Genomic DNA, 15,309 nt, shown 5'->3' with positions numbered 1-15,309 from the left:
TCGGGTTTGCGTCAACCTATAGGTGTCGGCCGCCGGTCACTTCGGCCACCGTGCCGGTCATATACGACGACAGGTTTGATGCGTAAAACAGTGCGACCGAGGCGATTTCGGACGGTTCGCCCGCGCGCTGCATCGGGATCTCGGTCATTTTGGAATCCCACGCCTTCTGTGGCATCGCCTCGGTCATCGCGGTACGGATCAGACCGGGCTGGATCGCATTGATCCGAACACCAAGGTGCGCAACCTCTTTCGACGCCGCCTTGGTAAGTCCGACGATGCCCGCCTTTGCTGCCGAATAGTTGGTCTGACCGACCATGCCGACTTTGCCGGAGATCGACGACATGTTGATTATCGAGCCGCCGCCAGCCTCACGCATGATGCCGGCAGCCTGTCGGGTGCCATTCCAACAGCCGCGCAGGTGGACCGAAATCACGGCATCGAAATCCTCTTCGGTCATCTTGCGCATTGTCGAATCACGAGTAATGCCAGCGTTATTGACCATAACGTCGAGCGAGCCGTACTTCTCGACAGCGGCGGCGAGAAGCTTGCCGACGTCGGCAGCGTCGGATACGTCGCAGGCAACACCGATCGCGTCGGGCAGAGTTGCCGCGGCCTTCTTGGCCAGATCCTCGTTGAGGTCGCCGATCACGATTCGCGCGCCATGCTCGGCGAAGGTCTGCGCGATGGCCAAGCCAATACCTTGAGCGCCGCCGGTGATCACCGCGGTCTTATCTTGCAACATTCACGTCTCCTAGTTCAGATAGCTGGGGTAGTAGTGCTTTTCGAAGCCGTGCCGACGATGCCCGACGTCACCAGGTCGGTGATCTCAGCCTCGTCGAGCCCAGTGGCCGCAAGTATTTCGATGCTGTGCTCACCGAGGGCGGGTACCGCACCCATCGGGGACTCGTAGTCGGTGAAGGTTGCCGGTGGCAATAGTGCACGGACATCGGCGTTTTCGGTGTGTACGGTGCGCCACCGATCTCGCGCCCGCAACTGCTCGTGACCGATCATGTCGTCGACCTGTTTGATTTGCGCGGCGGGCACTCCCGCTGCGGCAAGGCGAGTATCGAGGTCGGTGGTGGACCAACGAGCAGTGAGGGAAGCGACGGCCGCGTCGCAGTCCGCGCGATGTCGCACGCGGCCGACGTTGGTGAGAAATCTTGTATCTGCTGCCAATTCAGGTGAATCGAGCACATCGCCCGCGAGACTCTGCCACCCATTGTCACTTTGGACGCCGATCAGGATGTCGCCGTCGGCGGTGGGGAAGGAGCCGTAGGGGGCAATCGCACTGTGGCTCACACCCATTCGCGGCGGCTGCGCGCCGGTATGTAGCTGGGTGTACATCGAATGGCCCATCCACTCGACCGTCGACTCAAGCATCGACACCTCAATCTCGGCCCCCTCGCCGGTGCGCGCCCTACGCAGCAGAGCAGCGAGAACTGCTTGGGCGCAATACATTCCCGACGCGATGTCGGCAGTGGGAATGCCGGTCTTGACCGGCTCGTCCGGCGTACCGGTCAGCGAGATCAGCCCGGCTTCGGCTTGGATCAACATGTCGTAGGACTTGCGGTGCGAATGCGACCCGCCGGAGCCGTAGCCGGACAGGTTAACGACGACGAGCTCGGGGTGGTCGGCGCGCAGGGTCCGCGCATCGAAGCCCAACCGATCCGTCGCGCCCGGTGCGAGATTTTGGACGAAGACGTCGGCACGATCGATCATTCCTCGGACAATCTGTTGTCCGCGAGCCGATTTCACATCGATTGCCAGTGACCTCTTGCCACGGTTGAGCCAAACGAAATGCGCACCCGTGCCTTCGACGACATGGTCGTAGCCGCGCGCCAGGTCGCCACCGTCGACCCGTTCGATCTTGATCACTTCGGCGCCCAGATCGGCGAGATTGCGTGTAGCGAGCGGCGCCGCCACTGCTTGCTCAATCGCGACGACGGTATAGCCCTCGAGCGGAAGGGTCACTGTGCCTTCTTCTTTTCCGCCCGGACGAGGCCGCCGCCGATAATGAGCCGCTGGATCTCGCTGGTGCCCTCATAGAGCCGCAACAACCGAACGTCGCGGTAAATGCGTTCCACTGGCACCTCGCGCATATAGCCGGTTCCGCCGTGTACCTGAACAGCCAGATCGGCCACTTTGCCGGCCATTTCGGTACAGAACAATTTCGCGACCGACGGCGCGATGCGACGATCTGTTTCGTCGACCCACGCCTTCGCCGCGTCGCGCACCAGGGCCCGGCCCGCCATCACACCGGTCTGCATGTCGGCGATCATCGCCTGAACCAGTTGGAAGTCACCGATCGGAGTGCCACCTTGAGTGGCGGTCGCAGCGTAGGCGACTGATTCATCAAGGGCACGTTGTGCCTGGCCGACCGCGACCGCGGCGATATGTACGCGACCGCGCGCGAGAATCGTCATAGCCGCGCGGTAGCCCACAGCGGCATCGGCGCCGACGAGGGCATCCGAGCCGATCCGGGCGTCGGTAAAGGTGACGTCGGCGGTACGCGACCCCTCCTGGCCCATCTTGACGTCCTTCGGGCCGACCTCGACCCCGTCGGTATCAGTCGGCACCAAAAACACCGCGATTCCGCTACTCGTTGTTGATTTGGGCCCGCTCGCTTCGCTACCGGCGCCCGCTACTTTGGGCCCGCTCGCTTCGCTCCCGGCGCCCGCTACTTTGGGCCCGCTCGCTTCGCTCCCGGCGCCCGGTGCGGGATCAATCCGTGCGAACACCACCAGGAGATTGGCGTCAGGCGCGTTGGTGATGAACCGCTTGCCGCCGTTGATGATCCAGCCGTCGCCGTCGGCACGCGCCGTAGTCTTCAGCCCGGCAGGATCTGAACCGGCACCCGGTTCGGTGAGCGCGAAGGACGCTACGACGTCGCCGGAGGCTATGCCCGGTAGCCAGCGCGAGCGTTGTTCGTCGGTTCCAAAACCGACCAACACCTGTCCGGCGATGCCGTTATTCGTGCCGAACATCGAGCGGACGCTCAGCGAGGTGTAGCCGAGTTCCATCGCGACTTCCACGTCCTGGCGTAGGTCAAGACCGAGGCCTCCCCATTCCTGTGGGATCGCGTAGCCGAATAACCCCATCTCGGCGGCCTGGTTGCGTAAATCGGCCGGCACCGCGTCGGCGGCCATGATCTCGTTCTCCCGAGGTAGTACTCGCGTCCGCACGAAATGGTTGATCTGCTTGAGGATCTCGGCGAATACGTCGTCGTCGACTTCGGGAGTATTAGTGACCATGGTCATACTATGCCCGGCATCATTATGATCAGTCCAATATTGAATTGATCGTTCTGTGATACCAATGGGGTCTTAATGTTGTGAAGGTGTACACGTGGATCTCGCTGATATTCGGGCGTTTCTAGCAGTCGCGGAGGAGTTGCATTTTGGTCGCGCGGCGGCGCGGCTACACATGGCGCAACCTCCGCTCAGCCGGACGATCAAAAGACTTGAACGCAAGCTCGGTGCGACCCTATTCGATCGGAACACCCGGTCGGTCCAGCTCACCGCTTCCGGAGCAGCGTTGGTCGGACCATCGCGTGAGGTGTTGGAGGCGATACGACGCGCCGAGATCGCGGTGCGATCGGCGGCCAACGGTGAGGTGGGCGAGGTGCGGATCGCGTTCGCCGGCCTATCCACCCACCTGTTGGTAGCCGAAGTCGCCCGTGCGGTCCGCGCCGGGCATCCAGGTGTGCATCTGGAGTTGTCGAGCCAAAACTTCGCGCAGCCAGCGATGAAGAAGGTCGTCATCGGCGAGACCGACCTCGCGTTGGGACGATGGGATGTGGTGCCCGCCGAGGTCGCGACCGAAGTGGTGATGGCCGATTCACTCGTTGTCGCATTGCCGGATACGCATCGGCTGGCCGAACTGCCGAGTATTTCCATCGCTGCGTTGGCCGAGGACGGATTTGTGTCGTTACCTCTACACGAGGGCGCGATTATGCCTGACCGGTTGCGGCGAGTGACCCAGGCAAAAGGCTTCGTAGCCAACATCATTCAGGTGGCGCCGGATACACAAACGGCGCTGGCGCTGGTGAGTGCCGAGGTCGGCTGTCACCTCACATTGGCGTCGGTAGCGCGCAATGTCCACGAGCCGCATGTGTCGTTTGTGCCCCTCACTGACGACGCACCGGATGTGGACCTGCGTGCGGCATGGCGCCGCGACGACACAAATCCGGCGTTGCGTGCGGTGCTTGATGCCATGTTCGCCTTGCGGGAGTGAGTCATTTCGTGGCCGCCGCCGGATCAAACTGCTTCCTGGCGTCGACGAAGGAGCATTTTCCCTCGCCGACGCCAGAATGCAGGTTTCGGGCAACGTACGACCGATCTACAGTCCCAGATCTCGCCCGATGATGTCTTTCATAATCTCGGTCGTACCGCCGAAGATCGTTTGGATACGAGCGTCCGTGTACGCCTTTGCCACTCGGTACTCGTTCATGTAGCCATAACCGCCGTGTAGTTGCAGGCATCGATCGATGACCTTCTTCGCGAGCTCGGTACACCACCACTTGTTCTTCGACGCGTCGACCGCCGTCAGTTCGCCATCGAGCGCGGCCTGCAGGCACCGATCGATGTATTGCTCGGCGATGTCGAGTTCGGTCGACAGCTCGGCCATCGTGAATCGATTTGCCTGAAACGCGCCGATCGGCTGCCCAAATGCCTTGCGATCCTTCACATATTGAAGCGTCTCGTCGAAGATTGCCCGCGCGCCACCGATCGCCGCGATACCGATCGACAGCCGTTCGGTCGGGAGATTGTGCATGAGGTGATAGAACCCCTTGTCCTCCTCGCCGAGGAGATTCGCCTTGGGGACTCGCACGTTGTCGAAATGCAATTCTGCGGTGTCCTGTGCCTTCTGGCCCATCTTGTCGAGTTTTCGACCGCGCTCGAAACCTGCCATACCGCGTTCAACGACGATGAGCGAGAACGCTTTATGGCCAGCAGACGGGTCGGGATTGGTGCGGGCCACGACGACCACGAGGTCGGAATTGATCCCCGCCGAGATGAACGTCTTGGAGCCATTCACGATGTAGTCGTCGCCGTCAGCGGTCGCAGATGTCTTGATGCCGGCGAGGTCGCTGCCCGCGCTGGGTTCGGTCATCGCGATGGCCAGAATGGTCTCGCCGGTTGCCATCCCCGGCATCCATCGAGCCCGCTGTTCATCATTTGCCAAATGCAGGAAATAGGGCACGATGACATCGTTCTGAAGTGTGAAAGCTGGTGCGCTGCCGCCGAATCGGCCGAGTTCCTCGGCGATCACGGCATTGAACCGGAAGTCGTCGCTGATGCCGGCGCCGCCGAATTCTTCGGGCACATTGAAGCCGAGTAGGCCGGCTTCCCCCGCTTTGCGGTAGACCTCGCGATCTACCTGTCCGTTGCGTTCCCAGTCGGCGGTATGGGGCGCAACCTCGCGCTCGAGGAAAGTTCGGACGGTCTGGCGTAGTTGCTCATGCTCGGGTTCGAAAACGTTGCGTTTCATCGCTTTTCAGACTCCTGATGGTTGAGTGACTTCAGTAGGTCGAGGCTGGCGCCGACGGCGCGCAGCGAAATTTCCACATAGGACGCAGCGACGTCGGCGGGGGTGAGTGGGCCGTCGGGTCGGTACCAGTCGGCCGCCGATCGGCACGCGCCTAGTAGGTAGCGCAGCATGTTCTTGACGTCGCCGTCGATCTGAAAACAACCGTCCGCGATGCCACGTCGCAATACGTCGTCGAGCTGACTCTCCAAACTCGCACGCATATCGATGTACTTGCGGCGCAACGGATTATCGGTCTCGACGTAGCGGATTTCGCCTTCGCTGGCGGCGAGTTCCTGATCGGCGGTCATATGCAGGACAACTGCCTCGATGCCGTTGGCGAACTGTTCGCGGGGATCATCCCCATCGTCGATGGCGGCGCTGACCCGAGCCAGCGCCGATTCCATCGCGCTGATCAGCACGGCAAGAAGGATGCCCTCCTTGTTCTCGTGGTGGTAATACAGCGTCGGCAACGACACCCCGGCACGCGACGCGATATCGCGGGTCGAGGTGCCGTGGAATCCGCGAGCGTGAAACGACGTCTTGGCCGCTGCCAAAATCGGCGTCAAGATCACCGGATCCGTTGTGCGCCAGTCAGACACGTTCGATGATCGTTGCGTTTGCCATACCCGCGCCCTCGCACATGGTCTGCAGACCGTATCGCCCGTCGGTCGCTTCGAGGTGATTGACCAGAGTCGATAGCAAGCGGGTACCGGATGAGCCGAGCGCATGGCCGAGTGAGATCGCTCCGCCGCGTGGATTGAGTTTCGCCGGATCGGCACCGAACTCGTGCGCCCAAGCCAGTGGAACCGGGGCGAAAGCCTCGTTGACCTCGTAGGCGTCGATGTCGTCGATCGAGAGTCCCGAACGCGCCAGGACCTTATGTGTCGCCGGGATGGGCGCGGTCAGCATGAAGATTGGGTCGTCGCCGGCTACCGAGAAGGAGTGGAACCGCGCGCGCGGAGTGAGATTCAGTTTCGCCGCCATCGTGTCGCTCATGATCAGCGCGGCCGAAGCGCCGTCAGTCAGCGGCGATGAGTTGCCGGGCGTGATGTGCCAACCGATCTCCGGGAAGCGAGTCGAGTACTCCTCGGAGTAGAAGGACGATTTCAAGCCGGCGAGACCTTCGGCGGTTGTCGACGCGCGGACGGTTTCGTCGACGCTATGCGTAACGGGGGAGCCGTCGGCGGCGGTCACCTCGATCGGGGTGATCTCGCGGTCGAAGAAGCCGTCAGCGATCGCCGCTGCAGCGCGACGATGAGACTCGGCGGAAAAAGTATCGAGTGCTTCGCGATCGAGTTTCCATTTCGCGGCAACGAGCTCCGCTGAAATGCCCTGTCCGACAAGACCTTCTGGGTAGCGGCTAGCGATCGACGGGCCGTAGGGGTTCTGACCCGCCAAGGTGAAACCCATCGGCACGCGACTCATCGACTCCACGCCGGCAGCGATCACGATGTCGTATGCCCCGGCGATCACGCCCTGCGCGGCGAAATGGGCGGCCTGTTGGCTCGATCCGCACTGACGGTCGACCGTGGTCGCGGGCACCGACTCGGGGAAACCGGCTGAGAGGAGGGCGGTGCGGGAGATGTTGAGGGCCTGTTCGCCGGCCTGGCCGACGCACCCGCCGATGACGTCGTCGACCAGGGCGGGGTCGAGGTCGTTGCGTTCGACGAGGGTGCGCAGGACATGTGCGAGTAGTTCGACCGGTTTGGTACCCGACAGGGCGCCGCCGGGTTTTCCTTTGCCGGAGGCGAGGCGGGTGACGTCGACGATGACGGCTTCGGGCATGTGGAGTCCCTTCTCAAGACTGTGTTGAGAGCGCGTCGGACGATGACCAAACGCCTTCCCGATCTAACGCTCGTTATATTGGTCTAGCATGCGAAACCCCGCGCGGGCAAGAAGTCGCCCCGCACGATGCGCGTAACCAAGACCGCCGAAACGACGATGCCCCCGACCACAACTGGTCGGGGGCATCGAAAGATCTTGCGTTACTGGGCGACTGCGGCGTCAGCCAGTTGCGGATTCGATCCGTCCGCGTCGTCGGATCGCTGCGTCTCTTTGCGCTGCTGTCGGCGTACCAGCATCCGTCCCAGGCTCGCGCCGACGAATGCCGGGACAAAAATGATCAGCGCGGTAAAGAACGCGCCCGCGGTCATCTCAATCCAGAAACTGGATTCACCGATTCCGGAGAAGACCAGTGTGCCCAGGAGCCAGCACACGAATCCGGCGACCCAGCCGGCGAACAGCCCGGCTTTGAGCCAGCGGACCGTGAGGTCTTCGTAATCGTCGGGATCATCGTGAGCGTGGGCGTCGCGCAGACCGTCGATGCCGCCCGCGATAATCGCGATGAGTACCACCACGGCGAGCGTGAGCGTCTTCCATAACGTGCCGTGCAAGGGAACGTTGACAATGAGGATGCCCAGTATCACCCGCGCGACGATATGTACCGCGGACATGACAACACCACGGAGCAACCACGAATTCATGGGGGCGAGCCTATCAACGCCCAATGGTGAACGGAATCACAACCCGCGGATTGGGGCCCGGCCAGCGGTGCAGTGGCAGCCGAGGCGAGTAGGTTGGCAGCCATGACTGCTTCGATCTCCACAGGTCACCGGGCTCGTCGCGACCGATTGCGGGCCGGCTTCGACGCCGACGCGTTCCTCGTCTCCGATCTGATCAATGTTTCGTACCTGACCGGGTTCACCGGGTCGAATGCCGCGCTGCTGTGCTCGATCGATGCGGGCGACGACGCCGATCAAATCGCCACCGACGGTCGCTATACGACGCAGGTCGCTCAGGAGAGTCCCGACCTGCCCGCAACGATCGAACGTGACGTCGTCGGTGCTCTATTAACGCATGCGGTGGACAACGGCATCCGCCGAGTCGCTTTCGAAGCTGGAGCCCTGTCCGTCGCGGCCTTCAATCGGCTGACGAAACGGTTCGACGGGAAGGTTGAACTCATCCCGACGTCGGGAGTCGTGGAAGACCTGCGCAGCGTGAAAGACGCCGGCGAGATCGAACTATTAACTCGCGCCTGTGCGGTCGGCGATCGGGCCCTCGCGGCGATCATCGAGAAGGGGATTCTCGAGCCCGGCCGGTCCGAGCGCGAGGTGGCACGCGCACTGGAATGGGAAATGTATGCCGAGGGTGCCGACGCGATCGCGTTCGAGACGATTGTCGCGGCCGGAACTAATTCAGCGATCCCGCATCACCGCCCGACCGAAGCGGTGCTGGCCGCCGGTGACTTCGTCAAACTCGACTTCGGCGCGGTCGTCGGCGGATACCACTCAGACATGACGCGCACCTATGTCCTTCATCACGCGGCCGATTGGCAGCGGGATATCTACGACCTGGTCGCAACCGCCCAGGCGGCTGGCCGCGCTGCCTTGCAACCGGGTGCTGACCTGCGCGGTATCGATGCTGCCGCCCGTGATCTCATCGCTGCCGCCGGCCATGGTGACCATTACACCCACGGGCTGGGACACGGCGTCGGCCTGCAGATACACGAAGCGCCGGGAATCGGATCGGCCGCGACCGGTACACTGCCCTTCGGCGCAGCAGTGACTGTGGAGCCTGGTGTTTATCTGCCCGGCGCAGGTGGCGTCCGCATCGAGGACACACTTGTCGTCACCGACGGCGACCCGCTACTGCTGACCACTACCGACAAGACGTTTACGGTCCTGTGACGGCCTTTCGGCATCTGCCACCCGACGACATCGGGCGGCGGTGCCGATGAGAAGTCGCCGGGACGAGCAAAGAGGAAGGCGACGCCAATGGCGAATACCTCAGATTTCAAGAACGGCCTCGTGCTGCGGATGGACAACCAGTTGTGGCAGATCCAGGAGTTCCAGCACGTCAAGCCGGGTAAGGGCCCCGCATTCGTGCGCACCAAGATCAAGAATGTGCTGTCGGGCAAGATCGTCGACAAGACCTTCAACGCCGGTGTGAAGGTGGAGACCGCGACGGTCGACCGTCGCGATATGACCTACCTGTACAACGATGGCACCGACTTCGTCTTCATGGACTCGGAGACATTCGAGCAGTTGCCGCTCTCTCCGGAGATCGTCGGCGACGGGTCGCGGTTCCTGCTGGAAAATATGACCGTCCAGGTATCGCTGAACGAGGGCAACCCGCTGTTCATCGAACTGCCGGTGACGATCGAGCTCGTCGTGTCGCAGACCGACCCCGGCCTGCAGGGTGACCGTTCGACCGGTGGCACCAAGCCGGCGACGTTGGAGACGGGCGCCGAGATCGCCGTCCCGCTATTCATCAACACGGGTGACAAGCTGAAGGTCGACTCGCGCGACGGCAGCTACCTCGGTCGCGTCAACAGCTAGGTCGTAGTAGCACGTGAAGCATTCGGGAACCCGGCACAAGGCGCGCAAGCGCGCCGTCGATCTGCTCTTCGAAGCGGAGGCCAAGGATGTGTCTCCGGCGGAATTGATCGTCGAGCGCCGCGAGTTGGTGCGCGACGACGAGAGCGTCGGCACGGTGCACGACTACACCGCGACGGTGATCGAGGGAATCGCCGGCGACTATCCGCAGATCGATGCCGTCGTGGCATCGCATTTGAAGGAGTGGACCCTCGAACGCCTGCCAGCCGTCGACCGCGCCATCCTGCGCTTGGCGACGTGGGAGTTGTTCAATGCCAACGATGTTGACCCGGTTGTCATCGTCGACGAAGCGGTGGAATTGGCAAAGGAATTGTCGACCGATGATTCGCCGGCCTTCGTGAACGGTGTGCTCGGAAAGATCGCCGAACTCGCACCGCAGGTGCGGTCAGCCGCACGGGCCGGCGACGACGTGTAGAGTGATCGACCGGTAAGACATCCTTTAACGGACCGTCCTGTGAGGCGGAGAAGGAGGTCAGATTGTCCAATCGCAGCGACGGCGAGGCCACCGGGCCGAGCCGAGTTCTGCTCGACGCCGCTGACGTCGGGCGAACCATCGCACGGATGGCCCATCAGATCATCGAGAAGACCGCGCTCGACGCCCCCGACGGGCAGCCGGTCGTCATCGTCGGCATTCCGACTCGCGGCACGTTCCTCGGTCACCGCCTGGCTGAGCGCATCGCCGAATTCTCCGGAGTCGAGGTTCCCGCCGGCTATCTCGACATCACCCTCTATCGCGACGACCTGCGGGATAAACCGCACCGGGCACTCGAACGCACGATGGTTCCGCGTGGTGGCGTCGACCACGCACGAGTGATCCTCGTCGACGATGTGTTGTTCTCCGGACGCACGGTTCGGGCCGCGCTTGACGCCCTGCGTGATCTCGGCCGACCGGCCAGCGTCCAGCTCGCGGTACTGGTGGACCGTGGTCACCGGGAACTTCCATTGCGGGCCGACTACGTCGGCAAGAATATTCCGACCGCACGCGACGAGGATGTTGCCGTTCATTTCGCCGAGCACGACGGCGTCGACGAAGTGGTGTTGACGTCGCCGACGGGTAATCGGTCGGGGGAGGGGGAGCACTGATGCGACATCTCCTGTCCACCGCCGATCTGTCCCGCGACGAGGCCACCGAACTCCTCGACGATGCCGAGCGGTTCGAACAGGCGCTGGCCGGTCGCGAGGTACGCAAATTGCCGACCCTCCGCGGCCGCACCGTCATGACGGTCTTCTACGAGAACTCCACTCGCACAAGGGTTTCGTTCGAAGTAGCGGGAAAATGGATGAGTGCGGACGTCATCAATGTGAGCGCGTCGAGTTCGTCGGCGAGCAAAGGCGAATCCCTGCGCGACACCGTTAAGACCCTGCACGCCGCTGGCGCCGACGCGCTGATCGTGCGCCATCCCGCGTCGGGAGCGGCCCATCAGATCGCGGCGTGGACCGATGGCCCGGCCGTGATCAATGCGGGTGACGGCACGCACGAACATCCGACGCAAGCCCTGCTCGATGCACTGACTCTGCGCCAGCGCCTCGGATCACTCGACGGGCGACGCGTAGTGATCGTCGGCGACGTGCTGCACTCGCGTGTCGCGCGTTCCAACGCATTTCTGCTGTCGACACTCGGTGCCGACGTCACCCTCGTCGCGCCGCCGACGCTGCTCCCGACCGGCGTCGAGCACTGGCCGGTGACCGTCAGCAACTCACTCGATGCTGAACTGCCGGCCGCCGATGCGGTGATGATGCTGCGAGTACAGGCCGAGCGGATGAATGGCGGCTTCTTTCCCTCGCCCCGTGAATACGCGGTGCGGTACGGACTGAGTGAAAAGCGGATGACCGCACTGTCGGACGACGCGGTAGTGCTGCACCCGGGACCGATGTTGCGCGGCATGGAAATTGGCTATTCGGTTGCCGATTCACCGCGGGCCGCCGTCCTCGAGCAGGTGCGCAACGGTGTGCATGTGCGGATGGCGGTGTTGTTCCGGTTGTTAGCCGGGGCGAGCGAAGCGACGGGGTTGTGATGAGGGGCGAGCGAAGCGACGGGGATTTGATGATGACCTTTACAGGAGGCATTTCGTGAGTGCGGGTCAGTCCATTCTGATCACTTCGGTGCGGCCATATGGTCAGGATGAGGCGGTCGATATTCTCGTGGTCGACGGCGCGATTGCCGAGATCGGCACCGAGCTGGCTGCGCCCGAAGGTGTCGATCAGCTCGACGGCGACGGCGCGATCGTCCTGCCCGGCTTTGTCGACTTGCACACCCACCTGCGTGAACCGGGTCGTGAGGACACCGAGACCGTCGCCAGCGGCTCGGCCGCGGCGGCACTTGGCGGTTACACCGCGGTCTTCGCGATGGCGAATACCAATCCGGTCGCTGACAATTCGACCGTCACCGACAATGTGTACCGCGCCGGCCGCGAAGTCGGCCTGGTCGATGTGCACCCGGTGGGTGCGGTCACGGTGGGGTTGGCGGGGAAACAGCTTTCCGAGATGGGAATGATGAACGCTGGCGCGGCCGGTGTCCGGATGTTCTCCGACGACGGCAAATGTGTTGATGACCCGCTGCTGATGCGTCGTGCCCTCGAATACGCCAAGGGACTCGACGTCCTTATCGCGCAACATGCCGAGGAGCCGCGCCTGACGGTGGGTGCGGTTGCACATGAGGGTCCGACTGCATCGCGTCTTGGCTTGGCGGGCTGGCCGCGGGCCGCCGAGGAATCCATCGTGATTCGCGATGCGCTTCTGGCGCGCGATGCCGGCACGCGTGTTCACATTTGCCACGCTTCGACCGCGGGCACCGTTGAATTGCTGAAATGGGCGCGCGCACAGGGGATCTCGATTACCGCCGAGGTAACGCCGCATCACCTGCTGCTCAACGATGCGCGGCTGGAAACATATGATCCCATCAACAAAGTCAATCCGCCGCTGCGGGAGGAGAGCGACAACCTCGCGCTGCGCCAGGCACTCGCCGACGGCGTGATCGACTGTGTCGCAACCGATCACGCGCCGCATGCGAGCCAGGATAAGTGTTGTGAATTCGCCCAGGCTCGTCCCGGGATGCTCGGACTGGAGACCGCGCTGGGAGTCATCGTCGAGACGATGGTCAAGCCCGGGCTGCTCGACTGGCGCGGTGTCGCTCGCGTGATGAGTGAGCGACCAGCTGAGATCGTGCGGCTGGCCGATCAGGGCCGCCCCATCGCGGTGAACGAGCCAGCGAATCTGACGCTGGTCGACCCCGACCGCGAATGGGTGGTCAACGGCGCCGATTTGGCGAGTTTGTCGACCAACACCCCGTACGAGACGATGACGATGCCGGTCACGATCACCGCAACTCTGTTGCGCGGCAAGGTAACCGCGCGTGATGGTGCGATCGTCGGAAGGCAGTCGCGGTGAACGAGATCTTCTACAACATCATCATCGTCATCGGAGTGTTGGCACTCTGGCTGCTGCTGATCAGCCTGGTGCTGCGCGGATGGCGCAATCGCGGACGGCGCCAGGAGAATATCATCGGCGAATTTCCGGCGGTACCCGACGATCTCGGTGAGATCGTCATTGGCCCGCACAGTGGGCTGTATGTCGGCTCCACGCTCGCACCGAGCTGGCAGGACCGCATCGCCGTCGGCGACTACGGCGACCGAGCGGCGACCGAGCTAGTCGGTTATGAATCGGGAATTCTGTTTCAGCGCAAGGGGGCAAGCGCGATATGGATTCCGCGCGGGTCGCTGACGGCGATCCGCACCGAACGTGGTCTGGCCGGCAAAGTGATGACCGCGGATGGACTACTCGTCATCCGATGGGTGCTGCCATCGGGCACCGAGATCGACTCGGGTCTACGCGCGGACGACAAACAGGTCTACGAAACGTGGATCGAGCGCTATACACCGGTTGCCGACTTCGACGAGGGCGCGACTGAGTCGACAGCTACCGACATCAACACAAGCACAACGCAGGGAACGGACGAATGAGTACAGCACTGTTGGTGCTTGAGAATGGACAGGTCTTTACCGGAGCCGAATTTGGAGCGGTGGGCGAGACACTGGGTGAAGCGGTGTTCTGTACCGCGATGACCGGGTATCAGGAGACTCTCACCGACCCGAGCTACCACCGGCAGATCGTGGTGGCCACCGCGCCGCAGATCGGCAATACCGGCTGGAATGACGAGGATGACGAGTCCAGGGGAGATAAGATTTGGGTCGCCGGCTATGCCGTCCGCAACCCAACCCGCCGCGTATCCAATTGGCGCGCAACCACATCCCTGCAAGACGAACTCGACCGTCAGGGAATCGTCGGCATCGCCGGGATCGATACCCGCGCGGTCGTGCGAGTATTGCGCGAGCACGGCTCGATGCGCGCGGGGGTCTTTTCCGGCGCTGCGCTGGCGAGCCATGACGAGTTACTGGCCCGCGTTCGTAATCAGCCCGAAATGGCGGGGGCGGATCTGGCCGGTGAAGTGAGCACCGACGACACCTACCTGGTGGAGCCGGCGGGCGAACCGAAATACACCGTCGCCGCCATCGACCTCGGCATCAAGACCAACACCCCGCGGATGTTCGCGCAGCGCGGCCTGCGGGTACATGTGCTGCCGTCGTCGTCGAGCTTCGCCGACATCACCGCCCTCGGCGTCGATGGAGTGTTCCTCTCGAACGGGCCGGGTGATCCGGCGACCGCCGATGCGGCCGTCAACCTGACCCGAGATGTGCTCGGCGACGGACTGCCGCTATTCGGCATCTGCTTCGGCAACCAGATCCTGGGCCGCGCCCTCGGTCGCGGCACGTACAAGATGAAATTCGGCCACCGCGGCATCAACATCCCGGTTGTCGATGCTGCCACCGGCAAGATCTCCATCACCGCTCAGAACCACGGGTTCGCACTGGAAGGCGAGGCGGGCGAAGAGTTCGACACCGACTTCGGGCGCGGTCGAGTCAGTCATGTCTGTGCCAACGACGGCGTCGTCGAGGGCGTGGAACTACTTGACGGCCAAGCCTTTTCGGTGCAATACCATCCCGAAGCCGCCGCCGGCCCGCATGATGCGGCCTATCTGTTCGACCGCTTCGTCGACCTGCTTGACGCCCGCCACTCCAAGAACGGAGGCAACGCCTGATGCCACGCCGCAGCGATCTCAACCACATCCTGGTCATCGGGTCCGGCCCGATCGTCATCGGCCAGGCTTGTGAATTCGACTATTCCGGAACCCAAGCATGCCGCGTACTGCGCAGCGAAGGACTGCGAGTAAGTCTGGTCAACTCCAACCCGGCGACCATCATGACCGACCCGGAATTCGCGGACGCCACCTATGTCGAACCCATCACCGCGGAATACGTGGAGAAGGTCATCGAGGCCGAGCGCGACGCGGGGCACCCCATCGACGCGGTGCTCGCGACTCTCGGCGGTC

Annotated in this window: 17 protein-coding genes; 10 read left to right on the top strand and 7 right to left on the bottom strand. The window is 63.0% G+C overall.

Going from position 1 to position 15,309, the window contains the following annotated elements; genetic code table 11:
- Positions 1-16: 16 nt before the first annotated feature.
- From fabG to GOEFS_RS08935, 3 genes are read right to left on the bottom strand one after another with little or no spacing between them, the layout of a single operon-like run.
- Positions 17-742 carry a 3-oxoacyl-ACP reductase FabG gene (gene fabG, locus GOEFS_RS08945; RefSeq protein ID WP_007317576.1) on the bottom strand — a complete coding sequence of 242 codons (726 nt, stop codon included), beginning with the start codon at positions 740-742 and terminating at the stop codon, positions 17-19.
- A 14-nt stretch (positions 743-756) separates the two neighbouring features.
- Entirely contained in the window at positions 757-1,971 is a 1,215-nt protein-coding gene (locus tag GOEFS_RS08940) for a CaiB/BaiF CoA transferase family protein (RefSeq protein WP_007317575.1), read from the bottom strand.
- On the bottom strand, positions 1,968-3,251 hold the full coding sequence (locus GOEFS_RS08935; RefSeq protein WP_083837278.1) for an acyl-CoA dehydrogenase family protein: 1,284 nt from the start codon (positions 3,249-3,251) through the stop codon (positions 1,968-1,970). The genes GOEFS_RS08940 and GOEFS_RS08935 overlap by 4 nt, the downstream gene beginning before the upstream one ends.
- Positions 3,252-3,345: 94 nt before the next feature.
- On the opposite strand from GOEFS_RS08935, the gene GOEFS_RS08930 reads away from it, so the two are divergent.
- Complete coding sequence (locus tag GOEFS_RS08930) at positions 3,346-4,233, top strand: LysR substrate-binding domain-containing protein (RefSeq protein ID WP_007317573.1); 888 nt, start codon at positions 3,346-3,348, stop codon at positions 4,231-4,233.
- 105 nt (positions 4,234-4,338) lie between these two features.
- Here GOEFS_RS08930 and GOEFS_RS08925 read toward each other — a convergent pair whose 3' ends face one another.
- From GOEFS_RS08925 to GOEFS_RS08910, 4 genes are all read right to left on the bottom strand, one after another.
- Positions 4,339-5,490 carry an acyl-CoA dehydrogenase family protein gene (locus GOEFS_RS08925; protein WP_007317572.1) on the bottom strand — a complete coding sequence of 384 codons (1,152 nt, stop codon included), beginning with the start codon at positions 5,488-5,490 and terminating at the stop codon, positions 4,339-4,341.
- Positions 5,487-6,128 carry a TetR/AcrR family transcriptional regulator gene (locus tag GOEFS_RS08920; RefSeq protein WP_007317571.1) on the bottom strand — a complete coding sequence of 214 codons (642 nt, stop codon included), beginning with the start codon at positions 6,126-6,128 and terminating at the stop codon, positions 5,487-5,489. Before GOEFS_RS08920 ends, GOEFS_RS08925 begins: the two co-directional genes overlap by 4 nt.
- Positions 6,121-7,314, bottom strand: a complete 1,194-nt coding sequence (locus tag GOEFS_RS08915) for a thiolase family protein (RefSeq protein WP_007317570.1) — start codon at positions 7,312-7,314, stop codon at positions 6,121-6,123. Before GOEFS_RS08915 ends, GOEFS_RS08920 begins: the two co-directional genes overlap by 8 nt.
- A gap of 200 nt (positions 7,315-7,514) precedes the next feature.
- Entirely contained in the window at positions 7,515-8,012 is a 498-nt protein-coding gene (locus GOEFS_RS08910) for a B-4DMT family transporter (protein ID WP_007317569.1), read from the bottom strand.
- Positions 8,013-8,114: 102 nt separating this feature from the next.
- Here GOEFS_RS08910 and GOEFS_RS08905 point away from each other — a divergent pair, with 102 nt between their 5' ends.
- The 9 genes from GOEFS_RS08905 to GOEFS_RS08865 all read left to right on the top strand — a co-directional run.
- On the top strand, positions 8,115-9,215 hold the full coding sequence (locus GOEFS_RS08905; RefSeq protein ID WP_007317568.1) for a M24 family metallopeptidase: 1,101 nt from the start codon (positions 8,115-8,117) through the stop codon (positions 9,213-9,215).
- A gap of 87 nt (positions 9,216-9,302) precedes the next feature.
- Positions 9,303-9,866 carry an elongation factor P gene (gene efp / locus GOEFS_RS08900; protein WP_007317567.1) on the top strand — a complete coding sequence of 188 codons (564 nt, stop codon included), beginning with the start codon at positions 9,303-9,305 and terminating at the stop codon, positions 9,864-9,866.
- Between the two features lie 13 nt (positions 9,867-9,879).
- On the top strand, positions 9,880-10,338 hold the full coding sequence (gene nusB / locus GOEFS_RS08895) for a transcription antitermination factor NusB (RefSeq protein ID WP_007317566.1): 459 nt from the start codon (positions 9,880-9,882) through the stop codon (positions 10,336-10,338).
- Between the two features lie 62 nt (positions 10,339-10,400).
- Positions 10,401-11,006, top strand: coding sequence for a bifunctional pyr operon transcriptional regulator/uracil phosphoribosyltransferase PyrR (pyrR, locus tag GOEFS_RS08890; RefSeq protein ID WP_007317565.1), 606 nt, complete (start codon positions 10,401-10,403; stop codon positions 11,004-11,006).
- Positions 11,006-11,938, top strand: coding sequence for an aspartate carbamoyltransferase catalytic subunit (locus GOEFS_RS08885; RefSeq protein ID WP_007317564.1), 933 nt, complete (start codon positions 11,006-11,008; stop codon positions 11,936-11,938). Before pyrR ends, GOEFS_RS08885 begins: the two co-directional genes overlap by 1 nt.
- A 55-nt stretch (positions 11,939-11,993) precedes the next feature.
- On the top strand, positions 11,994-13,310 hold the full coding sequence (locus GOEFS_RS08880; protein WP_007317563.1) for a dihydroorotase: 1,317 nt from the start codon (positions 11,994-11,996) through the stop codon (positions 13,308-13,310).
- Positions 13,307-13,882 (top strand): PH-like domain-containing protein, encoded by a 576-nt coding sequence (locus tag GOEFS_RS08875; protein ID WP_007317562.1) that lies wholly within the window; start codon positions 13,307-13,309, stop codon positions 13,880-13,882. The genes GOEFS_RS08880 and GOEFS_RS08875 overlap by 4 nt, the downstream gene beginning before the upstream one ends.
- Entirely contained in the window at positions 13,879-15,018 is a 1,140-nt protein-coding gene (carA, locus tag GOEFS_RS08870; RefSeq protein WP_007317561.1) for a glutamine-hydrolyzing carbamoyl-phosphate synthase small subunit, read from the top strand. Before GOEFS_RS08875 ends, carA begins: the two co-directional genes overlap by 4 nt.
- Positions 15,018-15,309 (top strand): carbamoyl phosphate synthase preATP-grasp domain-containing protein (locus GOEFS_RS08865; RefSeq protein ID WP_007317560.1); only part of this gene is annotated, 292 nt, incomplete at its 3' end. The genes carA and GOEFS_RS08865, both read left to right, overlap by 1 nt.

Source organism: Gordonia effusa NBRC 100432 (assembly GCF_000241305.1).
Classification (GTDB): Bacteria; Actinomycetota; Actinomycetes; order Mycobacteriales; family Mycobacteriaceae; genus Gordonia; species Gordonia effusa.
Note: the sequence above shows the minus strand (reverse complement) of the source record. Positions and strands in the feature narration are given on the sequence as shown.